Here is a 23,317-nt window from a genome sequence, read left to right as displayed (position 1 = left end):
TAAGTGGAAAAAAAGGGCTGAATCACAGCCCTTTTTTCTTTCATTTAGAAATGAATGACAGTACGAATTGATTTACCTTCATGCATTAAATCAAAAGCAGTATTAATATCTTGTAAAGGCATGGTATGTGTTACAAAAGGCTCAAGTTGAATCTCACCTTTCATAGCATCTTCGACCATTTTAGGAAGTTGTGTACGACCTTTTACTCCACCAAACGCAGTACCTAACCATTTACGGCCCGTCACTAGCTGGAATGGGCGTGTCGAAATTTCTTGGCCTGCACCAGCAACACCAATAATAACGGATTGTCCCCAACCACGATGTGCACACTCTAGAGCCGAGCGCATAACATTGACGTTACCAATACATTCAAATGAATGATCTACGCCCCAACCTGTCATTTCTACAATCACTTGCTGAATAGGTTGGTCATAATCTTTTGGATTTAAGAAATCTGTAGCGCCAAACTGTTTAGCAAGTTCAAATTTATCTGGGTTTGTATCTACGACAATAATACGCCCTGCTTTCGCTTGACGTGCACCTTGTACAACAGCTAAACCAATACCGCCTAGACCAAATACAGCAACAGAATCACCTTCTTGTACTTTTGCTGTGTTATGCACGGCGCCAATACCAGTTGTCACACCACATCCAAGTAAACAAACTTGTTCGTGATTCGCTTCAGGATTGATTTTTGCTAATGATACCTCTGCAACTACCGTATATTCACTAAAGGTTGAACAACCCATATAGTGATAAATTGGTTCGCCGTTATATGAAAAACGTGTGGTTCCATCTGGCATTACACCTTTACCTTGAGTAGCACGTACCGCAACACACAAGTTAGTTTTTCCAGATTTACAGAATAAGCATTCTTTACATTCAGCTGTATAAAGTGGAATCACGTGATCACCTGGTTGAACGCTTGTTACGCCCTCACCCACTTCAACCACAACACCTGCGCCTTCATGACCTAAGATGGCAGGAAAAACACCTTCTGGGTCATCTCCAGATAATGTAAAAGCATCGGTATGACAAACGCCCGTATGGGTAATTTTTATTAAAACTTCACCCGCTTGAGGTGGTGCAACATCAACTTCAACAATTTCTAAAGGTTTTCCTGGGGCAAAGGCGACAGCTGCACGAGATTTCATCTTTGGGTTTCCTTTAAATCATTCGGTATTTATAGTCGAGCAAAATAGATTATATATTGATAATACAAGAGCTTAATTTTGCTTAAATTAAAATTGGCTTTCATGACAATCCATCACAGCATAGCCAGTCAGATACATCTAAGCAAGCCTACATTTAAAAAAGAAGAAAACCTCTTACTTGAAGAGGTTTCCTATCAAATCATTATCTTATAAGCAGCTTATTTTTACTTAGAGGTAAATATCTGGTGGATATGGTGTGTTATCACTAATTGGTGAGTAAAGCGTATTTTCAACAAAGAAGCCATTTGGGGCTTGAGTGGTATCAATCGTAATTGAATCAAACATAACCTGTGGATAGGCCCAGATAAATTGCTTCATTAACCCTAAAGAAAAATTGTTTTTCATGTCACCAAAAATTCGTTGCCAAATGGGTGTTCGATATGGTTTGGTTTTATCAAAACCATAGATATAAGCAATAGAGGCATCGGGAACAAAACCAGATAAATAAATGACTTTATTTGCAGGATAGCCTAACCCTTGTATAGGTATTTGGGAAACTGCCTGATGTGCCAAGTCTAAGCGAGCTTCTAATAGCCAGTCATAAGCTTCTGTCATCATGTAATCAAAATTAGGATATGAGTAGTGTTGGCTTGGATAGTTAATATAAGTGGCTAAAGTCTGAATTGGAGATTGAATGGAAGGAAAGAAAATGAGCGGGCTAACTTTGGCACTGGAATATTTTGCTTTGATCACGGTACGAATATTTTGACAGGTTTGACCTAATTTATTTCGGAGCCATGTTTTAAACTCATCATATGGCGTTCCTGTTTTATTCATTGCCTCATAAATTGTACCCAAATCTGGTGCATATAATCCTGTATCTGCATTAAAAGCCAATTTTGTTGGGTAGTCATACACACAAGGTAGATTGGTGTCAGTGTTATACCACCACCAAGGTTCACCAATCTGCATATTTACATCGCATCCACCCACTACCATTGCATCAGCAAACTCAATAAAGACTTTATGTAGATATGCCAAAGCATTCTGATGACTTAAACTAAAAAAATAGCTCGGTGGTTGGTAGCCTGTTTTACCTAAATTACTGTTCCAGTCACGCTGTGCCCAATATTCATTGGCCCCCAAGGAATACATTTCAAAACTGACCCCAAAAATGGGTTGTAAACTGGCGTTATGTAAAGCCTGGGCATATTTCTCATGCCATTTACGAGTGCATGAGTTAACGACCGCCTCGCCTGTCACCAACGTATCAGGTATTTGCCATTTATTAATATCGCTTTTCCATGTCATTTCTGGATAATGCGACATTCCACAATAGTGGTTAACGAAACCCTGGTATCCCAAAGCAACCATATTGTTGACTAGGCGCTGCGGGTTTAAGTCATAGTGGTCATCATAGCTGGTGCAGATGCCATAATTGTGCTGTGGCACAACTACACGGCTCAAATTTAACTTTGCATTTGTTCCAGTTACAACGGAGTTGGTGAGACGAATGTAGCCATCTTTTGGTTGACTTAAAGGTGTAGCAGTTTGGCCATTATAGTCACTGGTAAAGCCAGAAAATGAGATTCGCTGAATATTGGTTACCGGAAAGCTATCTGTAGCAGAGAAGCCTGCTTTTACTGTATCCCAATTAATACGAATATGTGCCGTTCGCGAGGAAGGATTATTTGCGTAATTAAATAGAACAATATATGCAATTTTATTTACGCCATTTTCATTGTAGTACACCGTTAAAGTGGGCGTTAAACTTGGATTGTTAAGTACTGGCATCGTGGCAGATAACTCAATATCGAAGTCCCAAACCACCCCTGCATAGCTATATTTGGTTTGATACGCTAAAAATTTATGATCTTTAGTGTCATAAGAATCCCAAGTAATTCCTACCAAATCATTTGTCATACGTGATCTAAAAGATGCTTCAAAACCATTTCCATAGTTCGTAATGGCGAAAGACATCGTTTGCGGGCCGTCTATTCTCCAATAAATAGGGCTAAACCGATCAATAAGTGTATTCTGAGTGATTGGGCGAGGTGATGTATTAGTATTATTTTGTACATTTTGTGAGTTGGTTATCATGTCTACATTCTCTTAATGTATTAAGAAATTTTATATTAAATAATAATTCCTATTTTATTGTTCAGATAAGTAACAATGACGTTTAAATTATTTACAGTTTATATTTTTCATAAAGTTCAAAATAAAATTAAACATGAAATCTTAATATTATCCTAAAATATTTTTACACTGAGGAGTTAATAAATGGAAACTTTTATACAGCCTATAAATTTTAAGGGTTTGTTTTTATTTACTCCACTTGTATTTGCATTATCAGGTTGTACAGAAACTTTATATTCCAACACAACGTCGACCACAAAGATCTCTTCGGAAAGTAACTCTTATTCAGAGATCGACCCAGTGTTAGGAGAAAAGTTACAGCCTAACGAAGAGTTGCTCGCTCAAAACATAGCTCAAGTCATTGAAAAGTCAATTCGGGAACAGTATACGGCTGGAAATGCTTTACGTGATGCACATCCTAAGGCGCATGGTTGTGTTCGTGCCGATTTTCATGTCTCAAAAAATATACCTGCCCAGTTTGCTAAAGGAATGTTTATTCCAGATCGAAGTTATCAAGCATGGATTCGATTTTCTAATGCTTCAAATGATGCCTCTAATGCCGACATTAAAAAAGATGCACGTGGCATAGCAATAAAAATTTTAGGTGTGTCTGGACAGAAAATTTTAGAAAGTGATAAGCAAGCAACTACTCAAGATTTTATTATGATTAATCATCCAGTCTTTTTTGCGAATGATGCTAAACGGTATCTTTCTTTTATGAATGACGTGAATAGCCATAATATGGTCAGAAAACTTCACATTCCATTTGCGTTAGGTTTTAAAGGAACAATGAATGCTCTGGGAGCACGTAATTCACAAATTGCAAATCCATTATACGCACGTTATTGGTCTATGGTTCCCTATCAGTTAGGACTTGGCAATGATCGACAAGCAGTTAAATATTCAGTACGTGCTTGTTCAATGCAGCCAAACAATCTACCCAAGAATCCTAGTCATGATTTTTTAAGAGAAGCTTTAAAGAAAACTTTGCAAAGTACAGATGCTTGTATGGAATTTCTTATTCAACCACGAACTTCAAATCAAATGTTGGTAGAGGACTCAATGACAGAATGGGATGAAAAAGCAGCTCCTTTCTATCAAGTAGCAACTATTCATATTCCCAAGCAGGACTTTGACACACCCGAGCAAAATAAGTTTTGTGAGAATCTGTCTTTTACACCGTGGCATGCCCTACCTGAGCATAAACCATTAGGCGCAGTAAACCGAATGCGTAAAGTCATTTATGAAAACATCAGCAGAGTTCGACATGATATGAATTCAGCTCTTAGACAAGAACCTTAAATACTTTAGCCATTGTAGTTTGGTGTAAAAATTTTTCTAAAGATGAGAGTTTGCAATTGTTTCTTTTTAAGCAAGATTTTTGCTTGTATCGATAGTGATTCGATCAATAAAATCTGCCAACCATAAAATGAAGTCATCTTCGCTTTTATGCTTTGGAATCAAACTCATATCTAGCTTAATAGGGATTTCATTTTTTACACTAATAACAACACCTTCGAAGTTCACAAAGTTATATAAAAACTTTAGTTCAGTGCCTGCAATAGCTTTTTTTATTTCTACAATAAGATTATTTAAATTTCTAAAATGATTGTTTGAATAAGAACTTTTAATATTTTTATTAATTTTTTCTGCTAATAGTAAGTATTTTGGCATTTCTATCTCCTTATTAATTATTTGTAAAATATAAGTATAAGTTGAAAGCTATAAAAATAAGTTTTTAATTTTTATTAAATTGTTTCTGTATTTTTAATTTTTATTGATAAGTTATGTGTAATATAACTATTTTATTGTTTTAAAATGTGATTTATTTGGGATTTTATTCTGATTAAATTGGTAGGTATTCTTTAATCTTATTTAAGGGTAATTAATTAAATTTTATATTAAATAGGCTCAATATTTAAAATTTTGAGCCTATTTAATTTTTAATATTCACTTAAGACTAAAAGTAAAAATTTACATCTTAAGTCAATTTGGGAAAACTCTTGATTTTATGAATTTTCCCACATTTTCTGCATTCTTTAATTTCGTCATGAGTAATATCAAAGTCATATTCCCAGACATGAATACAGAAAACCTGTCTAAGGTTGTGGAGCATAGACACCTCCTTATAAAAAACCAACTCATTAGTAAGTTCTTTATGAATGCAGTTCGCTTATTTTGATGAGTTTTCCTCTTTAGCTTTATCCTCCTTGTGTTTACAGCAGTATCCGAAAACGGCACCAGCACTAAAGAAAAACATAGCCTTGAACATACTTATCTCCAAACGATAATTAAGTAAATTTAAAATTAACATTGAAGGTTGTATCTGTTTTTAGGCCAATGAGACAGATTCTGTGCGTTATGCAAACTTTTGTGAAAAGTTATAACAATATATTTTTTATAAATAAGGTGGATAAAATTAAAAAACCGCCCCAGTAGGCGGTTGCTGAATTTACAGCGAGATATAGAAGTGTAGTGGACGATCACTTCTATATTTTTTATGTACTTATTTTTCTTGGCTTATAATTTTATTAAAAGCATCTGATTTGAAATAATTAATGATCATCTCTCCACCATCTTGTGTAGAAGATGATACTTTGGGTGGTTCCTCATAATTAAACTTATAGTCTGGAGGAATAAATTTTGAGATCGGCGGAAGCTTCGCCTCACCTCCTGTCGTAATTCTTTCAATAAAACCTGCAAGCCAGAGTATATATTCATCTTTATTTTTATAGTTAGGCATAAGGCTCATGTCTAACTTAATGGCACACTCCTCTAAGGGCTTAGTTAGGCATTCCTCAAAATCTATAAAATTGTATTTAAGTTTAAATTTGGTGCCTTTAATTTCATTACGAATTACACCAACTAATTGATTTAAGTTTTCTGCCGAGCTTTCTGAAAATAAATTTTTGTCCTCAATCTTTTTATATACATTCTCAGCGATGATTAAATATTGTGGCATCTCTATTTTCTCCCTTTTATTATTAAGCTACTCACTCAGCCCTTTAAGGAAGTATGATAGATATCATGTTTTCTAATGTAATTGTTGTACTGCCAATTGTAATTAGTGTGTTTTTGTGAAACCTGCAAGCATAACCATCCGAAAAAATTAAATTTAATGCAAACTAAGTCTCATTTTTTAAAATTCTTTACTCAAACAATATGTTTAGTTCATTTAAAGTTGGAAGTTCATCGTAAGATTCATCTGCATCTACTGTGTTTACCCAATTTGACTTTGAAACGATACAAAAATTAAGCTTTTTTAGCACAACAATATCTTGGTCTAACAGGCCTAATGGAATCCACATAAAATTAGTAGTGCCTACCAAGTTAGGTACTGGTGAGCCACATTGACTGCAAAATGAAGATGTAAAGCCTGTTTCTTTTTTATAGGTACGGACAAGTTCTAAACCTGATAACCACTCAAATTTATCCTTATTTACTAATGTTGCTGCGTTTGCCCCGGTTCCGGTTTGTTTACGGCAGAGACTACAGTGGCAGTGATAGACCGTGTTTATTTTCTTAGTAACTGAAAATTTGACTTCATGGCACAGACAAGAACCCACGTGACTCATCTCAAGCATCCTTAAAAAATAATGGTGAATATAGCATTAGGCATAAAAGGGTTAAATTTAACTTTATATTTTTAAATAGATATATCTCTATAAAAATAAAGAATTGCTAGCGTTGAGGCTTGGCAGAATGTATTTATAACGTTTAATATGAATTTTGACATATAAATTGAATATAAAAATGCTGAGATGTGTTTATCTTGGATGCGACGTTAAAAGCTTACATGATTAATCAAATTTATCAGCAGTATAGTAGTATGGCATTAAATGCTTGGGGCTTTACACATACACCTTCGTATAACGGTACATACGACCCTGATGAGAATGATATAGTGACGAATAGCTTTAATTGGTTGAATGATGAGCAAGCTACAAAAAAAACAGAACAAGGACTGACTGCTTTTGTGGCATTAGATGATGCCTTTATCAGTATCGCTTCTCGTATGTATCTGATTAGAAATGCAAAAGAAAAAATCGATTTACAATATTATATTTGGACCAATGATTTTGTTGGAAACTTAATGCTGCACGAGTTACTAACGGCGGCAGATCGTGGTGTAAAAGTTCGGTTACTCATTGATGATCAAAATGGAGTAAAGCTGGATGGAGTTCTTAGAAGCCTTCTCCACCACCCCAATTTTGAAATTCGATTATTTAATCCATACAAGTTTAGATATTTAAGAATTTTAGACTATATTTTTCGGTTCAAAAAAGTAAACCATCGCATGCATAATAAGTTAATTATTGCGGATGGCGTGATTGCGGTAACAGGCGGTCGAAATATTAGTAGTGAATATTTTGACGCAAGTAGTAAATTTCAGTTTACAGATCTAGATATTTTATTTTATGGACATACCGTACAACATGCACAGTCTGTCTTTAATGATTTTTGGCAAAGTGATTTAAGTCAAAATGCTACTGAGCTGGTGGGAACATGTGCTGTTCACCATTTGCAAACACTAAGGCAGCACTACCATGATTTAATTCATGAAAGTGAAAATCATACTCAAACTGAAGATAAGCTTTACGATGCTCAAAGCTATTTAAAAGAACTTTTAGAGCACTATCCAATCCAGTGGTCAAAAGCATATTTTGTTGCCGATTCACCTAAAAAAATCTTAGGACTAGCCTCTAAAGAAGAAATGCTTTATGGGCAAGTCCTAAAGATTATGGGTGAACCAAAGCAGCATATTGAATTAGCTTCTGCTTATTTTGTTCCTACCCAACAAGGCACTTACTATTTAAAGCAACTCAAGGTGCAAGGTGTTAAAGTCAGGGTTTTAACCAACTCTTTTGCTGCAAATGACGTGGCAATTGTGCATGCCTTTTATAGTCAATATCGAGTCGAGATGCTTAAAAGTGGTGTAGAACTATTTGAGTTTAAGCCCTTTTTAGAACGCAGACGCAGAACTTGGTATGAAGTGGTGACTGGAAGTGTGATCCCTGCTAAAGGTAAAAATAAATCGAGCTTACATGCCAAGTTTTTTGATGTAGACGGTAAAGTATTTATTGGTTCGTTTAACTTTGATCCTCGTTCGACTTACTTAAATACTGAGGTCGGTCTGGTTATTGAGTCGAGTCAATTACAAGCGCAAATTTCGGTCATGCTCGATCAGCACTTACCTCAAGTTGCTTACCAGCTTAAGTTAAATAGTGAAGGCAAAATTGTTTGGTTAGATTATCAGTCGGATGGAAAGATTGTTGAATATGAAAAAGACCCAGATACGAGCCTTTTCCAACGTACCATGATTAAAGCTGTTTCATATTTACCAGTTGAATGGATGATGTAACAGCATTTCAAGTTTACTTATAAAATGCCTATCTCTTTAAAGAATTTTTGATAAGCCTCTGCTTTCTTCTCTAGCGCTAATGGATATGCTCTAGAAGAAGATGGTAGACGATATAAATTAATATTTCGTCCAGCAAAGTAAGTCGAGGTAGACATTCCTATAAGCGGTTTTTCGGTGTGCTCTGGTAAAACTGAAATTAAAGTATCAGTCGCTTTATCGCCTGTGGTCATAATGGTTTGACATAGAGGAATCTGCTGAAGCAAAACCGCAAGATCTGTTGGTGTTACTATTTCAAGAAATTTATCTGCAGCATTCCCTTTCAACCGCTTAATTTGATAAGCGGTATCAAAGATTGCAATACCAGTTTCAATCAAGAAGTTTCGAATACGTTCTTCATTAAAATTTTTTTGGCTTCCACTTAAAAAGTAAGTTTTGTCTTGGAAAAAAATTAAACCGAAAATACGCCACATATCATTTTGGAAATTAGGATAGTAAAAATCCATCTTCCATTTATTACGTGGCGGTGGAAAACTGCCCAACATTAATAAACGGGCATTCTCAGGTAAAAATGGCTCAAGTGGATGAGTTTCTATCTCAATTATCATAAAAAATCAGTATTTACTTAAAAATTTTATAAACAAATTAACCTATTTTTTAGTTAATCACGAGTCATGAAATGCAATTTCTCTTGATTAAAGCGTTAAAGGTTGTACAAAAGCGATCATTATTGAGGAATGCTTATTTTAAAAATACTATGTGAATGTTGATTTAAATAATCGACTTGACCTTTATGGGCAATGACAAGAGCTTGTACGACCGAAAGACCTAACCCAGTGCCGCCTAACTCTTTATTTCTTGATTGTTCTAACCTGAAAAAAGGGTTAAATAAATCTTTGCGATGCTCAGCTGAAATGCCAGGTCCTTCATCTTCTATTTCAAGAATCCAGCTAGTTTGTTCTTGTCTCGTTGAAACAATTAACTTTCCCGGATTTGCATAACGTGTAGCGTTATCCAGTAAAGCAATTAAAATCTGTTCAATTCGCCGTTGGTCACACTCAACTTTTGGCGCTTCAATATCGAAAATGACTTTAAGCTGAGCTTTTTCTAATTTTTCTTCAAACATGTGCACGACTTTGTGAGCAGTTTCATTAAAACAAATCGTTTCGAGGTTAAGTCTAAGCTGTTGGTTTTCAAAAAGACTCAATGTACGTAAATCTTCGACTAGGTTTGAAAGACCTTCTACTTGATTCAGTAAGTTTTTAAATAAAATAGGGTCAGCTTCAAAAACACCATCAATAATTCCCTGCAACCTACCTTGCAAAATGGTGACTGGCGTTCTCAACTCATGTGCAATTGCGGCATTCCAGACATGAGCATTTTCAACTGAGGTCTCTAGTTTTTGAGCCATATCATTAAAATTATCCATAAGCTCACCAATTTCAGAAGAATGATGCATTGGTTTTTCAACTCGAGCGCTTAAATCCCCATGACTAATTTTCTTTGCTGCATCTGCTAATAGATTAATAGGCACAATAAAACGTTGAGCAAGCTTGATGCCTAAAATAATTGATAATGCTGTGCCAAACAAAAGCACGGCGAATAACCATATACCATCTAGATAGTGGAAAAACTCATCACTTTCTTTCAGCTTTTCGAGAGATATAAGCCCTACTTCAATTGCAACATAGTAGGTGCCATAACCTAAAATTAGCGAACTCAGCGTAACACTTAGGCTGGTAAAGCTCAGTGCAATAATCAGTTGTTTACTAATGCCTGTTTTATTTTTCATGTGGATGATCCAACCTGTAGCCTACACCGCGAACATTGATGAGCATATTTCGTAAACCAAGATCTTCTATTTTCTTTCGTAGCTTACTGACGTGACTATCGACCGTACGTTCTAATGCATCTCGATCTGGTAGACACTGATTCATGAGTTCTGAACGGGTAAAGACTTTATGAGGATGAGGCAACATCAGTAATAAAATTTTGTACTCAGTTAGAGTTAAATTGAGTGCTTGTTTTTGATCCCCCGAATGGATGTAAGCAGTATGAATTTCGGTATTCACCTCAATATTTTTATAAATCAGATTTCGGTTAGGAGTTTGTTGGTTTTGTTGAGTACGTCTTAGTACTGCTTGTACACGTGCGACCACTTCATTTGGGTTAAAGGGTTTTACGACAAAGTCGTCTGCTCCAATTCTTAAAGCCATGACTTTATCAATTTCTTGATCTAAAGCCGTAAGCATAATGACTGGTGTTGCTGCTTTTTGCCGAATTTTATTCAGTACTTCCCACCCGCTCAGTTCCGGCATTTTTATATCGAGAATCACCAGATCAATAGGCTGCGCTGCGTGTATTTCAATTGCCTGCTTACCATTCATGGCCCGTACAACACGCATACCTTCACGCTTAAGATAATGTTCAATAATATCGCCAATATCATATTCATCTTCTACAACAAGAATAAGCTTATCCTGACAATTAAACGTAAAGGTTGACTCGAACATAGCAATAAGACGCGGGAAAAATTTGATTTATCATACGCGTATTTTTTGATAGATCTCCACACTTTTTCCACATATTCGTGATTTTGGTTACACACACATCAAAAATAATGCCAGCATCTAGAAGTCCATTAGGTGTTATAAAAGTGCAAAAGCATTTTTTAGTTCCATTCGTTTTATCTTTCGTTTTTGTGTTAAACGGCTGTGGCAATGAACAAGTAAGTGATCAAACACAAGTATCTACGGCTAAGGTTACCATTATTTCAATTCAACCGCAGTCTATTAACTTAAGTGAAAATCTACCAGCGCGCGTTCAAGCTTTCAGAACTGCCGAAATTCGTCCTCAAGTTGGCGGTATTATCGAAAAAGTTTTATTCGCTCAAGGTAGTGAAGTTAAAGCTGGACAACCTCTATACAAAATAAACTCAGAAACATTTGAGGCTGATGTAAATAGTAATCGAGCGGGTTTAAATAAAGCTGAAGCAGAAGTAAACCGCCTAAAAATACAACTTGAGCGTTATCAGCAACTTTTACCAAGTAATGCGATTAGTAAACAAGAAGTAAGTAATGCCGAAGCACAATATCGACAAGCGATTGCAGATGTTGCTCAAATGAAAGCATTATTAGCTCGACAAAATCTTAATTTACAGTATGCGACAGTGCGAGCACCGATTTCCGGACGTATTGGTAAATCGTTCGTAACAGAAGGCGCTTTGGTTAGTCAGGCTGATAGCAATACTATGGCGACCATTCAACAAATTGACCGCGTTTATGTCGATGTAAAGCAGTCTATTGGGGAATATGAGCGTTTACAGGCAGCTCTACAAAGTGGTGAGTTATCTGCCAACAATCAAAAAGCTGTACAGATTTTGAATAGTTTGGGACAACCCTATAACGTTACAGCAAAAATGCTGTTTGAAGATATAAATGTGGACCCTGAAACAGGGGATGTCACTATTCGTATTGAAGTCAATAATCCTGAAAGAAAATTACTGCCAGGTATGTATGTCCGCGTTAATATTGAGCGTGCTTCAGTTCCTCAGGCTTTACTCGTGCCAGAACAAGCTATTCAGCGCAATATGAATGGCGATCCTCAAGTTTATGTAGTGAATGCCAAAGGTGGCGCAGATGTTCGCTCAGTAGAGTTAGGGCAACAATATGAGCAGTTTTATCTCATCAATAAAGGGCTGAAAGCAGGCGAAAAAGTTGTCGTTGAAGGTATAGAGCGTATTCAGCCCAACCAAAAACTAGCAATTTCAGCATGGAAAGCAGCCTCAACAGAAAATACGGCGAAGCAAGGAGATGCTAAATGATGTCTCAATTCTTTATTCGCCGCCCTGTTTTTGCATGGGTAATTGCAATTTTTATCATTCTATTTGGTGTACTAAGTATTCCAAAGTTACCCATTGCACGCTTTCCGAGTGTCGCTCCACCCGAAGTGAACATTACAGCAAGTTATCCTGGTGCTACTCCCAAAACGATTAATGATAGTGTGATTACCCTCATTGAACGCGAAATGTCAGGAGTAAAAAACTTACTCTACTATAGTGCTACAACGGATTCTTCAGGAACCGCTGAAATTACCGCGACATTTAAACCCGGTACCGATGTGGATATGGCGCAAGTCGACGTACAAAACAAAATTAAAGCTGTTGAAGCACGCTTACCCCAAGTCGTCCGCCAACAAGGCTTAGCTGTAGAGGCGTCTTCCTCAGGCTTTTTAATGCTTGTCGGTTTAAACTCACCTAACCATCGTTATTCAGAAGTCGATTTGAGTGATTATCTGGTTCGTAATGTGGTCGAAGAGCTTAAACGTGTTGAAGGTGTCGGGAAAATTCAGTCTTTTGGTGCCGAAAAAGCGATGCGAATTTGGGTAGACCCCAATAAATTAGTTTCTTATGGTCTATCGATTAGCGATGTAAATAATGCAATTCGTAACAATAATATCGATATTGCACCAGGTAGACTTGGTGACCGTCCTCTAGTTAATGGTCAATTAATTACTATACCTTTATCCGCTCAAGGACAGCTTGAAAATGTAGAGCAGTTCAAAAATATTAGTCTAAAGAGCAATATTAGTGGTGCCACTATTAAGTTGTCGGATGTAGCCGATGTAGAAATGGGGGCTCAATCATATAATTTTGCGATTTTAGAAAATGGTAAACCTGCAACAGCCGCTGCCATTCAGTTGAGCCCTGGTGCAAATGCAGTAAAAACAGCAGATGCGGTAAAACAGAAACTCGAAGAACTAAAAGTAAATTTACCTGAAGGCATGCAATTTAGCGTTCCTTACGATACTGCTCCTTTTGTTAAAATTTCGATAGAAAAGGTAGTTCATACATTAATTGAAGCCATGGTTTTGGTCTTCATTGTGATGTATTTATTTCTTCATAATGTTCGCTATACCTTAATTCCTGCGATTGTCGCTCCAATTGCCCTGCTTGGCACCTTTACCATCATGCTTTTAACCGGTTACTCAATTAATGTGTTAACTATGTTCGGTATGGTGCTTGCGATCGGGATTATTGTCGATGACGCAATTGTAGTCGTTGAGAATGTAGAACGAATTATGGCAACCGAAGGTCTATCTCCTAAAGAAGCGACTTCTAAAGCCATGACAGAGATTACCAGTCCGATTATTGGTATTACCTTGGTGTTGGCAGCCGTATTTTTACCAATGGCTTTAGCAAGTGGTTCGGTCGGTATTATTTACCGCCAATTTACCATTACGATGTCAGTCTCAATTTTATTCTCGGCATTTTTAGCTTTAACACTCACCCCTGCACTTTGTGCAACCTTATTAAAACCTGTTGATGCAAATCATCAAAAGAAAGGTTTTTATGCATGGTTTGATCGTAGCTTTGATAAAGTCACAAAAAAATATGAAGCGATTTTACTTAAAATCGTTAAACATACTATTCCGACTCTAATTATTTTTGTGGTGATTACAGGTTTAACTTTTGCAGGCATGAAATATTGGCCAACTGCTTTTATGCCAGAGGAAGATCAAGGCTGGTTTTTAACTTCGTTCCAACTACCTTCAGATGCGACTGCTGAACGTACAACAAAAATTGTGAAAGATTTTGAAGGCCATTTAAATGAGCAGTCGGATGTTAAAAGCAATATTTCAATTATGGGTTGGGGATTTAGTGGCGCTGGCCAAAACGTTGCACTCGCTTTTACAACCTTAAAAGATTTTGGTGAGCGTAATAAATCTACTACTGACTATACCAACTTCATAAATGCAGAAATGTCAAATAGTAAAGAAGGTACAACTATGTCTGTACTTCCTCCGGCCATTGATGAATTGGGTACATCTTCAGGCTTTAGTTTGCGTTTACAAGACAAAGCTAATTTAGGAATGCCTACTTTGATTTCGGCCCAAGAAAAGCTCATGGAAATGGCTGCCCAAAACAAAAAGTTTTATATGGTTTACCCAGAAGGTTTACCTCAAGGTGACAATATTAGCTTAAAAATCGACCGCGAGAAATTAAACACTCTAGGAGTAAGTTTTGCTTCTGTTTCAGATATTATTTCGACCTCAATGGGATCGATGTATATCAATGATTTTCCAAATCAAGGCAGAATGCAACAAGTTATTGTTCAAGCCAATGCAAAATCACGAATGCATTTAAAAGATATCTTGAGTTTGAAGGTTGCAGGCGCAAACGGACAATTGGTGTCTTTATCTGAGGTCGTGATTCCTCAGTGGAATAAGTTGCCACAGCAATATAATCGCTACAATGGCCGACCATCATTAAGTATCGCTGGCGTGCCTAACATAGGGGTATCTTCAGGTGATGCGATGCGAGAAATGGAAAAGCTGATTGCTAAACTTCCTCAAGGTGTTGGTTATGAGTGGACAGGCATTTCACTACAAGAAAAGCAATCTGAATCTCAAATGGTATTCCTTATTGCTTTATCAATGTTAGTCGTGTTTTTAGTTTTAGCTGCACTTTATGAAAGTTGGTCAATTCCGTTATCTGTCATGCTTGTTGTTCCTTTAGGAATCTTTGGTGCGGTAATGGCTATTATGTTAAGAGGAATGCCAAATGATATTTTCTTCAAAATTGGTCTCATCACTATTATTGGTTTATCTGCCAAAAATGCGATCTTAATTGTTGAGTTCGCAAAGATGCTCAAAGAAGAAGGCATGACTTTAATTGAAGCAGCCGTTGCAGCAGCAAAGTTACGCCTACGCCCAATTTTGATGACTTCCCTTGCCTTTACCTGTGGTGTTATCCCATTGGTCATTGCAACTGGAGCAAGTTCGGAAACTCAGCATGCATTAGGTACAGGGGTATTTGGAGGTATGATATCTGCCACCATCTTGGCCATCTTTTTTGTTCCCGTGTTCTTTATTTTTGTGTTGGGAGCTGCAGAGAAACTATTTTCCAAAAAGAAAATTAATTCTTAGTTAAATGGATTGAGGCGAAACGTATCTATGTTTCGCCTCAATGACTTAGAAATATGAAAAGTCTACTGACAGAAAAACGATTAAGAATTAAGGACTTTAAAGACTTTACCTGTTCTTGGATGAGCAAAGCTATTATCTGGATCTAAATTGATGACTTTATCCGAAATCACAATTTTAGAAAGTGGTAACCAACTCTGTTCCAGTTCAACGTCTACAAAGTTTTTTTCATTGATATTTTCATAAATTTGTTCGACAACGATTTCCATACCACACATACTTTTAGCATTCACTTCTTTTAAGATATGGCGTTTTGACATACTAGTCTCCATTTTTTTATTATCCGCATCGACAATAATAAAGATTGCACTGATACAATATGTAAATTTTAATAATGAAAGTGTTTTCTTTGTTCTAATCATATTTTTGTAATAATTAAATGAATAGTTGAGTGATTATTTAATTTAAATATTATTTTTAAGTTAATCTATTCAATGTAAATATTACTTATTAAAAAATTTACTTTTAATCAAAATTAAAGGGTTCATTAACTGAACCCTTTTTATTTAATTCTAAACTTGTACTGCGTTATCCAGCGAACCATCATCTTTATTTTTAGCAGTGTCTTTACTAATCAATGAGTCTGTATCGCTATCTGTGGTAAAGCTTTTGCTATTTTTCTGCTTTTTCTTGTACATGCACATCCCAATCGCGATACCTGTTCCCAATACTATAATTGACTTTAACATTTTGCACCTCTTCGATTAACGGAGTAACTTTTGAGAAATTAGCTTAAATTAATAGCATAAAATTTGTTATTTAACGGCTTTGATTTGCTCCGCTTTTGTAAGGTGTTTATTTTTTATGTTAATTGAAGAGTAAAATAATCCCGAAAAATAAATTTTGATACAAAGCAAAAAGCCTATTCTAAAAAAGAATAGGCTTTTCACTGTATTTCAGGATTAAGCAGTATTATGAATCGCTTTAGGCAATCTTATTATCTTTAAAAATACATTACAAATGTATTTAATGCTGAACTTTTAGTCAAGATGGGATTGAGGGTTTTTACCAATAATTAGCGATTATTGTGATGACTGTCACGTTTATATAATTAGGATAAGAAAAAACCCATTTCTACTTCTCATAAAGAAATGGGTGATGTGAAAACCACAAAAGACCTGAAATACCAAATGTTCTTACATTCAGTAAGGTTGAGTGTAGTGAATATACCGAATGGTTGACAATTAAACTGTTTGTATTTTTTTTAGTCATTTCGGCCAATAAAAAAATAGTTATGATTCTGTAGATTAACTCTGTTTAGACATTCATTATTGACCAAAAATTCTATTAAGCACCCTCACCCAATTATTAAGGCATATATTTTCAATCAGTGTTTTAGAATAACCATGCTGTTGCATACGTTCAATTAAGCGATGTAGGCCTGTCACATCTTCAAGTTCAGTACCTATAAGTGCACCATCGAAGTCTGAACCAAAGCCCACATGTTCTTCGCCCAAATGATCCATTAAATATTCTAAATGTTCCAAAATTACATCAATCGATGTATCTGCATTGCGTTGTCCATCCGACCGTAAAAAAGCGACATCGAAATTTACGCCTACCATCCCTTTACTTTCCCTTATTGCTTTAAGTTGTGGGTCAGTTAAGTTGCGAGCTTGAGGACATAAAGCATGTGAATTAGAGTGTGTTGCTACAATTGGCTGCTGCAATATATCTACAGTATTCCAAAAAGCTTTCTCATTCATATGTGAAACATCAATCACCATCTTTTTATTGGCACAGCGTTTTATAAAGTCTTTGCCATCACTCGTGAGACCTGCCCCAGTGTCAGGTGAGTGCGGAAACTTAGCATTTAAACCATGTCCAAAGCGGCTAGGTCTATTCCACAGGGGGCCAATACTACGTAAGCCTCTTTCATAAAATACATCGAGTAAATCAGGATTTTGTTGTAAAGCTTCTGCACCTTCCATATGCAATACAATTGCTAGCTTTTGCTCTGCTAAACAATCCTGAATATTTTGAGCCGAGGTGCAGATTTTAATAATTTTAGAATACTGAGCAAGTTGGTGAGCTAAATCGAGTTGTTCCAAGCAAATTTGTTCAATTTGCTGTTGCGTAAAATCAGAAGCATTCTGATCAAATAATTTATTGGAATGATGCTGTTGCACATAGCTATATGGCGGTAAAAAAATCGCAAACATTCCACCAATAAAACCAGCTTCTTGACAGCGTTTTAAATCAAGATGGCCTACTAAACGTTCATGAATAAAAGCATGTACAGGATCTGGATGGTCACTTAGCCATAAACGTGTTAATGCGTCATTATGTCCATCAAAAACTGGAATATGGCAAGGCTTCATAAGTATTCCTGTTAATTGCTATATGTCTGTAATTGTGTGGACTGGAATATTTTGTGTGGCGCTTAAAGATTTAGAGTTTCTACTATTACGGAAGACTAAATTTTGTAGAGGTGCAACCAACTGACTTTCTGCCCGTGCTTGTTCAATCATTTGATGATACGGCGATTTCCCACATACAGGATCGGCATTAGCCGCATCTCCAGTCAACATATAGGCCTGACAACGACATCCGCCAAAGTCACGATCTTTATCGGGACAGCTACGGCACCCTTCTGGCATCCATGCATCGCCACGGAAATGATTAAATCCAGTTGACTTGTACCAAATATCTGACAATTTATGTTCGAGGACGTTTGGAAACGAAATGGGCAGTTGTCGTGCTGCATGGCAAGGTAGCGCCATACCATCTGGAGCAACCGTAAAGAAGATTTTACCCCAGCCATTCATGCAGGCTTTTGGTCGTTCTTCATAATAATCAGGCACTACAAAAATGAGTTTGCAAGGGTGATTTTGCGCTTTTAATTTTTCTCGATATTCATTGGTAATCCGTTCAGCTCGTGTCAGTTGCTCTTGTGTGGGTAATAAACCTTGGCGGTTTAAAAAAGCCCAGCCATAAAACTGACAAATTGCCAACTCGACTGTGTCTGCGTTGAGCTCAAGGCAAAGTTCAATAATTTGTTCAATCTGGTCAATGTTATGTCGATGAATAACAAAGTTAAGCACCATTGGATAATCATATTTCTTAACCAATCGGCACATTTCATATTTTTGTTCAAAAGCATGTTTTGAACCTGCCAAGGCATCATTCACCACAGGGTCGCTAGCTTGAAAGCTCACTTGAATGTGGTCTAGACCCGCTTGTTTTAGATCGGCAATACGTTGTTCGGTAAGGCCCATACCAGAGGTAATGAGGTTGGTATAAAACCCTTGTTGATGAGCATTTGCAACGAGTTGTTCTAAATCTTGACGTACCAGTGGTTCACCGCCAGAGAAACCAAGTTGAACAGCACCCATTTGACGCGCCTGATCAAAAACGTCAAACCACTCTTGGGTGGTTAGTTCATTTTTATGCTGAGCATAGTCCAAGGGGTTTGAGCAATATGGGCATTGTAGCGGACAACGATAAGTTAACTCCGCTAATAACCATAAAGGCAGGCCAACACCTTCTGTCATACTAAATCAATCCAGTGTTGCTGCTTTGCGACCAGCATGTAATCCACTACATCTTGATCTATCTCAGCAATATCACCAAATTTTTGCTTTAACTGAGCAATAATTGCAGAAACATTTTGCTGCCCATCAATATATTGTCCAATTGCCCCTGCACTTTCATTTAACTTAATCATGCCTTCAGGATATAAAATCACAAAACCATTTTGAGCTGGCTCGAACTGAAAACGGTAACCTTGTCGCCATGTTGGCACAAGGTTTAAATCAAACTGCTCTTTATTCATTTAAATAGTCCTTTGTGCCAAACTCGTTTGCTTGTCACGCTGTGATATGGTGCTTCATTGTGAACATATGCCAAAGTTAAAGCATCTAAAATGCTCCATAAAATATCCAGCTTAAACTGTAATATTTCAAGCATTCGTTCTTGTTGCTCAAAAGTTGTAAATGAATCAAGCGTAATCGTTAAACCATGTTCAACATCACGACGTGCCTGACTCAAACGAGAACGAAAATACTCATAGCCTTTATCATCAATCCATGGATAATGCTGCGGCCATGAATCAAGTCGTGACTGATGAATCTGTGGGGCAAAAAGTTCAGTTAAAGAGCTGCTTGCTGCTTCACGCCATGAAGCACGGCGTGCAAAGTTTACATAGGCATCTACCGCGAAGCGAACGCCCGGTAAAACTAACTCTTCAGAAATAACTTGTTCGCGACTCAAGCCCACAGCTTCAGCTAACCGTAGCCATGCTTCTCGACCACCGCCATCTGGATATTCACCATCTTGATCGATCATGCGTTGAATCCATTCTTGACGGACTCGCTGATCAGGGCAATTTGCCATAATCGCCGCATCTTTAAGCGGAATATTAATTTGATAGTAATATCGGTTTGCAACCCAAGCCTGAATTTGTTGCTGGGTCGCTTTACCTTCATACATCATCACATGAAATGGATGATAGATATGATAATACTGGCCTTTATCGATAATGGCTTGTTTAAATTGTTCGGTTGTTAAAGCTTCAGGTGTTTGAGTCATGTTTCACCTTAGAGTTCAATCTGCATGCCGTCATAGGCAACTTCTACACCATTTGCTTTAAGTTCAGCAAACTGGCTAGAGTTTTCATTTAAAATTGGATTGGTATTGTTAATATGAATCAGCACTTTTTTAGGTGTACTCAGCTGATTTAAATAAGACAGTGAACCACCCTCGCCACTAATATATAAATGCCCCATTTCACGGCCAGTTTTAGTTCCAACCCCTGTTTGTTGCATTTCATCGTCTGTCCAAAGCGTACCATCAATCATGACGCAGTCTGAACTCTGCATAATCTGCATGATTTGATCGTCAATTTTTCCAAGACCCGGTGCATAGAATAACTGCTTTTGTGTTTTATGATCTTTGATAATTAAAGCAATATTGTCGCCGTCATGTGGGTCATTTCGATGCGGTGAATATGGTGGAGCTGCACTTTTAATAATTAAGGGTAAAAATTCTAAGTTTTCGAAACCATCAATTTTAAAAGCTTGTTTAGGATTAATTTCATTGTATTGAAGACCGCCATTCCAGTGTTTGAGCATATTAAATACTGGAAAGCCTCTCGTTAAATCTTGGTGGACCATTGCTGTACACCATACATTCATTGGGCAACCTTCACGTAAGGTTAAAAGCCCAGTGGTATGGTCTAACTGACTGTCCATTAAAATAACGCTTGTTATTCCTGTATCACGCAATTTACGCGCTGGTTGCGCTGCTTTAAATTCGAAGAGTTGCTGACGGATGTCAGGTGACGCGTTTAATAAAACCCATTCTGTTCCATTTTCAGAAACAGCAATCGATGATTGAGTACGGGCTTTGGCTTGGATTGTACCTGTGCGCACACCATGACAATTCGGGCAATTACAATTCCACTGCGGAAACCCGCCTCCGGCAGCTGAACCTAAAACATAAATATACATAAAATTAATATCTTATTAGAAAGAGATAAGCCCTAGAACAAGACTAGGGCTTATGACATATTTGATGAAACTGATTAACGTGCTTCAAAGTACATTGTAACTTCAAAACCAATGCGTAAATCAGTAAAAGCTGGTTTAGTCCATTGCATAAATTATCTCCGGTTCATATTAATCTTATGAAATGAATCACTTGATTAAGATTTATAAGGCAATTAAAAATTTATTCTAAATAAAAAAATTGGGTTTGTAGACCACCCCTAGCTAAGATATTGTTCGATAATTGTGTTTTTTGTCCAAATTTTAATATTTCGAACATATTTACTTATTGGGTCTTTCATCAAACATTCATACTAAAAGCGTATTTTTTATCCGTCTTAATTGATCAAATGATAAAAAAATGAAAAATTTAACAATACTTTTTAAAGTAACAACACTTTCTCTGGCTGTAGCATTATTGGCGGGATGTAATGACGATGATGATAATGACACAGCACCACCTGCTCAAAGAAGCAATCAAACCGTAAATATTTTAGCTTTTAATGACTTTCACGGAAATCTTGAGCCACCTAAGCGTTATGTCGAGGCACCAAATCCAAATGACGCTGCTCAATCTGTTCGTATTCCTGTAGGAGGAGTGAGTTACTTCGCCGATGCGATTAAAAAACTTAAAGCAGAAAATCCAAATAATGCTGTGGTTTCGGCAGGCGACTTAATTAGCGCCTCTCCTCTTACCTCTTCTTTATTTTTAGATGAACCAACCATTGAAGTCATGAATGATATTCAAATTGACTTTAATGCTGTCGGTAACCATGAATTTGACCGTGGTACAGACGAATTACGCCGTTTAAAAAATGGTGGATGTCAGCAATATACCAACACTGCACCTTGTCAAATTAATAAAAATTTTAGCGGTGCAAAATTTGATTTCCTTGCTGCTAACGTCGCAATGAAAAATGACACCAGTAAAACGATCTTCCCAGCCTATAAAGTCAAAACTTATGGCGGAATTCCAGTCGCATTTATTGGTTTAACTCTTAAAGCGACGCCAAGTATTGTTTCTGCGGCAGGTATTAAAGATGTTGAATTCCGTGATGAAGCAGATACAGTAAATGCCCTGATTCCTGAATTAAAAAAACAAGGAATTGAAGCTATTGTAGTCGTTGTCCATGAAGGTGCGGCACCAAGTACGAAGCTCAATCAAAAAACATGTGATGGTTTAAGTGGTCCGATTTTAGGAATTTTGGATAAGCTTAATCCAGCAGTTGATATTGTTGTTTCAGGTCACACACATCAATCTTATATTTGTGACTATGCAACAAAAAATCCGGCTAAACCATTCTTACTTACTTCAGCTGGACAATATGGCACGCTCATTACTGACATCAAGATTGAATTAGATGGTAAAACTGGTGATGTCATTAAAAAAGATGCGAAACAGGTTCCTGTACAAAGTGAAGCATATACATCCGGTACAACCACGGTAAGCCTTACCGATCTCTATCAAAAATTTAGTAAAACCCCAAGCATTGAAGCAATCTTAGATAAATACCGCCAAGCTGTGACCACCATTTCAAGTCGTGTGGTTGGTACATCTACTGCCGTTGTGAGCCGTACTCAAGTCGAAAGTGGTGAAAGTCCGCTAGGTATTATGATTGCCGATGCTCAACAAGCGGCTGCCTTAAAAGCAAGTAATCAAGGCTCAGACTTTACGTTAATGAATCCAGGTGGTGTGCGTGCTGATCTATTTATTAATAGTAATAACCAGATTACCTTTGGCGATGTTTTTGCGGTTCAACCATTCGGTAACTCTATTGTGACGTTGAGCTTAACCGGTAAACAGATTAGAGATGTGCTTGAACAGCAATGGTCTGGTGCAAATGCAAATTCGCCTAGAATTTTACAACCGTCTAAGGAGTTAAGTTACCAATATGCGGCAAATACATCTGTTTCACCACGAGCAAGTAATATTATGATTGCAGGTTCGCCGTTGGTTGACACTAAAGTGTATCGCGTGACGGTAAATAGCTTCTTGGCAGATGGTGGTGACAACTTTACGGTATTAAAAGAAGGCCAAAACCGTGTCGGTGGTGGTCAAGATATTGATGCGCTTGAAAACTATGTTGCTGAAAACTCTAAAGATTCACCTTTAACTATTCCAGCTACGACTCGAATTAAAGTTATCAAGTAACTGATTTAATGACAATAAAGGACAGTATGATGCTGTCCTTTAT

The 23,317-nt window shown here is 36.9% G+C and carries 21 protein-coding genes; 5 read left to right on the top strand and 16 right to left on the bottom strand.

Going from position 1 to position 23,317, the window contains the following annotated elements:
* Positions 1-44: 44 nt before the first annotated feature.
* Entirely contained in the window at positions 45-1,154 is a 1,110-nt protein-coding gene (locus J580_RS07525; RefSeq protein ID WP_014206736.1) for an S-(hydroxymethyl)glutathione dehydrogenase/class III alcohol dehydrogenase, read from the bottom strand.
* Between the two features lie 228 nt (positions 1,155-1,382).
* Entirely contained in the window at positions 1,383-3,254 is a 1,872-nt protein-coding gene (locus tag J580_RS07520) for a hypothetical protein (protein ID WP_032003642.1), read from the bottom strand.
* 183 nt (positions 3,255-3,437) lie between these two features.
* Here J580_RS07520 and J580_RS07515 point away from each other — a divergent pair, with 183 nt between their 5' ends.
* The gene (locus J580_RS07515) at positions 3,438-4,595 is read left to right on the top strand and encodes a catalase family protein (protein WP_032003641.1); all 1,158 of its coding nucleotides are present in this window, start codon (positions 3,438-3,440) and stop codon (positions 4,593-4,595) included.
* Positions 4,596-4,661: 66 nt separating this feature from the next.
* Here the strand turns inward: J580_RS07515 and J580_RS07510 are convergent, their stop codons facing one another.
* The 3 genes from J580_RS07510 to J580_RS0103985 all read right to left on the bottom strand — a co-directional run bounded on the left by J580_RS07510 (position 4,662) and on the right by J580_RS0103985 (position 6,877).
* Positions 4,662-4,967, bottom strand: a complete 306-nt coding sequence (locus tag J580_RS07510) for a hypothetical protein (protein WP_032003640.1) — start codon at positions 4,965-4,967, stop codon at positions 4,662-4,664.
* 832 nt (positions 4,968-5,799) lie between these two features.
* Positions 5,800-6,255, bottom strand: coding sequence for a hypothetical protein (locus J580_RS07505; RefSeq protein WP_005069217.1), 456 nt, complete (start codon positions 6,253-6,255; stop codon positions 5,800-5,802).
* A 187-nt stretch (positions 6,256-6,442) separates the two neighbouring features.
* The gene (locus tag J580_RS0103985) at positions 6,443-6,877 is read right to left on the bottom strand and encodes a GFA family protein (protein WP_081403557.1); all 435 of its coding nucleotides are present in this window, start codon (positions 6,875-6,877) and stop codon (positions 6,443-6,445) included.
* A gap of 188 nt (positions 6,878-7,065) precedes the next feature.
* Between J580_RS0103985 and J580_RS07500 the strand changes: the two genes are divergently transcribed.
* A complete protein-coding gene (locus tag J580_RS07500) occupies positions 7,066-8,655 on the top strand; it encodes a phospholipase D family protein (protein WP_081403585.1) in 1,590 nt (529 codons plus the stop codon).
* 17 nt (positions 8,656-8,672) lie between these two features.
* Here the strand turns inward: J580_RS07500 and J580_RS07495 are convergent, their stop codons facing one another.
* The 3 genes from J580_RS07495 to adeR form a co-directional block, all read right to left on the bottom strand.
* Positions 8,673-9,260, bottom strand: coding sequence for a uracil-DNA glycosylase family protein (locus tag J580_RS07495; RefSeq protein WP_032003637.1), 588 nt, complete (start codon positions 9,258-9,260; stop codon positions 8,673-8,675).
* Between the two features lie 119 nt (positions 9,261-9,379).
* Entirely contained in the window at positions 9,380-10,444 is a 1,065-nt protein-coding gene (gene adeS / locus J580_RS07490) for a two-component sensor histidine kinase AdeS (RefSeq protein ID WP_032003636.1), read from the bottom strand.
* Positions 10,434-11,165, bottom strand: a complete 732-nt coding sequence (gene adeR / locus J580_RS07485; RefSeq protein WP_005069228.1) for an efflux system response regulator transcription factor AdeR — start codon at positions 11,163-11,165, stop codon at positions 10,434-10,436. The genes adeS and adeR overlap by 11 nt, the downstream gene beginning before the upstream one ends.
* Positions 11,166-11,308: 143 nt before the next feature.
* Here adeR and J580_RS07480 point away from each other — a divergent pair, with 143 nt between their 5' ends.
* Positions 11,309-12,475 carry an efflux RND transporter periplasmic adaptor subunit gene (locus tag J580_RS07480; protein WP_032003635.1) on the top strand — a complete coding sequence of 389 codons (1,167 nt, stop codon included), beginning with the start codon at positions 11,309-11,311 and terminating at the stop codon, positions 12,473-12,475.
* The gene (locus tag J580_RS07475; RefSeq protein ID WP_032003634.1) at positions 12,472-15,579 is read left to right on the top strand and encodes an efflux RND transporter permease subunit; all 3,108 of its coding nucleotides are present in this window, start codon (positions 12,472-12,474) and stop codon (positions 15,577-15,579) included. The genes J580_RS07480 and J580_RS07475 overlap by 4 nt, the downstream gene beginning before the upstream one ends.
* An 80-nt stretch (positions 15,580-15,659) precedes the next feature.
* Here J580_RS07475 and J580_RS07470 read toward each other — a convergent pair whose 3' ends face one another.
* The 8 genes from J580_RS07470 to pqqA form a co-directional block, all read right to left on the bottom strand.
* Positions 15,660-15,896 (bottom strand): hypothetical protein, encoded by a 237-nt coding sequence (locus J580_RS07470; RefSeq protein WP_017481147.1) that lies wholly within the window; start codon positions 15,894-15,896, stop codon positions 15,660-15,662.
* 252 nt (positions 15,897-16,148) lie between these two features.
* On the bottom strand, positions 16,149-16,325 hold the full coding sequence (locus J580_RS22950; protein WP_002113575.1) for a hypothetical protein: 177 nt from the start codon (positions 16,323-16,325) through the stop codon (positions 16,149-16,151).
* Between the two features lie 579 nt (positions 16,326-16,904).
* Positions 16,905-17,957 carry a dipeptidase gene (locus tag J580_RS07460; RefSeq protein WP_032003633.1) on the bottom strand — a complete coding sequence of 351 codons (1,053 nt, stop codon included), beginning with the start codon at positions 17,955-17,957 and terminating at the stop codon, positions 16,905-16,907.
* Between the two features lie 18 nt (positions 17,958-17,975).
* Positions 17,976-19,130, bottom strand: a complete 1,155-nt coding sequence (pqqE, locus tag J580_RS07455) for a pyrroloquinoline quinone biosynthesis protein PqqE (protein WP_032003632.1) — start codon at positions 19,128-19,130, stop codon at positions 17,976-17,978.
* Positions 19,127-19,411, bottom strand: a complete 285-nt coding sequence (gene pqqD / locus J580_RS07450) for a pyrroloquinoline quinone biosynthesis peptide chaperone PqqD (RefSeq protein ID WP_004792407.1) — start codon at positions 19,409-19,411, stop codon at positions 19,127-19,129. The genes pqqE and pqqD overlap by 4 nt, the downstream gene beginning before the upstream one ends.
* A complete protein-coding gene (gene pqqC, locus J580_RS07445; protein WP_002113690.1) occupies positions 19,408-20,166 on the bottom strand; it encodes a pyrroloquinoline-quinone synthase PqqC in 759 nt (252 codons plus the stop codon). The genes pqqD and pqqC overlap by 4 nt, the downstream gene beginning before the upstream one ends.
* Positions 20,167-20,174: 8 nt before the next feature.
* Positions 20,175-21,086: a pyrroloquinoline quinone biosynthesis protein PqqB gene (pqqB, locus tag J580_RS07440; protein ID WP_032003631.1), complete on the bottom strand. Its 912-nt coding sequence runs from the start codon at positions 21,084-21,086 to the stop codon at positions 20,175-20,177.
* A gap of 74 nt (positions 21,087-21,160) precedes the next feature.
* Positions 21,161-21,235: a pyrroloquinoline quinone precursor peptide PqqA gene (pqqA, locus tag J580_RS22945; protein WP_001982218.1), complete on the bottom strand. Its 75-nt coding sequence runs from the start codon at positions 21,233-21,235 to the stop codon at positions 21,161-21,163.
* Positions 21,236-21,483: 248 nt separating this feature from the next.
* Between pqqA and J580_RS07435 the strand changes: the two genes are divergently transcribed.
* A complete protein-coding gene (locus tag J580_RS07435) occupies positions 21,484-23,274 on the top strand; it encodes a bifunctional metallophosphatase/5'-nucleotidase (protein WP_032003630.1) in 1,791 nt (596 codons plus the stop codon).
* Positions 23,275-23,317: the final 43 nt, after the last annotated feature.

The sequence above is a fragment of the Acinetobacter sp. 1542444 genome (genome assembly GCF_000581835.1).
Lineage (GTDB): Bacteria > Pseudomonadota > Gammaproteobacteria > Pseudomonadales > Moraxellaceae > Acinetobacter > Acinetobacter pittii.
Note: the sequence above shows the minus strand (reverse complement) of the source record. Positions and strands in the feature narration are given on the sequence as shown.

Excerpts from the sequence above, each read along its gene's own strand:
- J580_RS07525 (WP_014206736.1), bottom strand. The coding sequence starts at position 1,154 with ATGAAATCTCGTGCAGCTGTCGCCTTTGCCCCAGGAAAACCTTTAGAA.
- J580_RS07520 (WP_032003642.1), bottom strand. The coding sequence starts at position 3,254 with ATGATAACCAACTCACAAAATGTACAAAATAATACTAATACATCACCT.
- J580_RS07515 (WP_032003641.1), top strand. The coding sequence starts at position 3,438 with ATGGAAACTTTTATACAGCCTATAAATTTTAAGGGTTTGTTTTTATTT.
- J580_RS07510 (WP_032003640.1), bottom strand. The coding sequence starts at position 4,967 with ATGCCAAAATACTTACTATTAGCAGAAAAAATTAATAAAAATATTAAA.
- J580_RS07505 (WP_005069217.1), bottom strand. The coding sequence starts at position 6,255 with ATGCCACAATATTTAATCATCGCTGAGAATGTATATAAAAAGATTGAG.
- J580_RS0103985 (WP_081403557.1), bottom strand. The coding sequence starts at position 6,877 with ATGCTTGAGATGAGTCACGTGGGTTCTTGTCTGTGCCATGAAGTCAAA.
- J580_RS07495 (WP_032003637.1), bottom strand. The coding sequence starts at position 9,260 with ATGATAATTGAGATAGAAACTCATCCACTTGAGCCATTTTTACCTGAG.
- adeS (WP_032003636.1), bottom strand. The coding sequence starts at position 10,444 with ATGAAAAATAAAACAGGCATTAGTAAACAACTGATTATTGCACTGAGC.
- adeR (WP_005069228.1), bottom strand. The coding sequence starts at position 11,165 with ATGTTCGAGTCAACCTTTACGTTTAATTGTCAGGATAAGCTTATTCTT.
- J580_RS07475 (WP_032003634.1), top strand. The coding sequence starts at position 12,472 with ATGATGTCTCAATTCTTTATTCGCCGCCCTGTTTTTGCATGGGTAATT.
- J580_RS07470 (WP_017481147.1), bottom strand. The coding sequence starts at position 15,896 with ATGTCAAAACGCCATATCTTAAAAGAAGTGAATGCTAAAAGTATGTGT.
- J580_RS22950 (WP_002113575.1), bottom strand. The coding sequence starts at position 16,325 with ATGTTAAAGTCAATTATAGTATTGGGAACAGGTATCGCGATTGGGATG.
- J580_RS07460 (WP_032003633.1), bottom strand. The coding sequence starts at position 17,957 with ATGAAGCCTTGCCATATTCCAGTTTTTGATGGACATAATGACGCATTA.
- pqqE (WP_032003632.1), bottom strand. The coding sequence starts at position 19,130 with ATGACAGAAGGTGTTGGCCTGCCTTTATGGTTATTAGCGGAGTTAACT.
- pqqD (WP_004792407.1), bottom strand. The coding sequence starts at position 19,411 with ATGAATAAAGAGCAGTTTGATTTAAACCTTGTGCCAACATGGCGACAA.
- pqqC (WP_002113690.1), bottom strand. The coding sequence starts at position 20,166 with ATGACTCAAACACCTGAAGCTTTAACAACCGAACAATTTAAACAAGCC.
- pqqB (WP_032003631.1), bottom strand. The coding sequence starts at position 21,086 with ATGTATATTTATGTTTTAGGTTCAGCTGCCGGAGGCGGGTTTCCGCAG.
- J580_RS07435 (WP_032003630.1), top strand. The coding sequence starts at position 21,484 with ATGAAAAATTTAACAATACTTTTTAAAGTAACAACACTTTCTCTGGCT.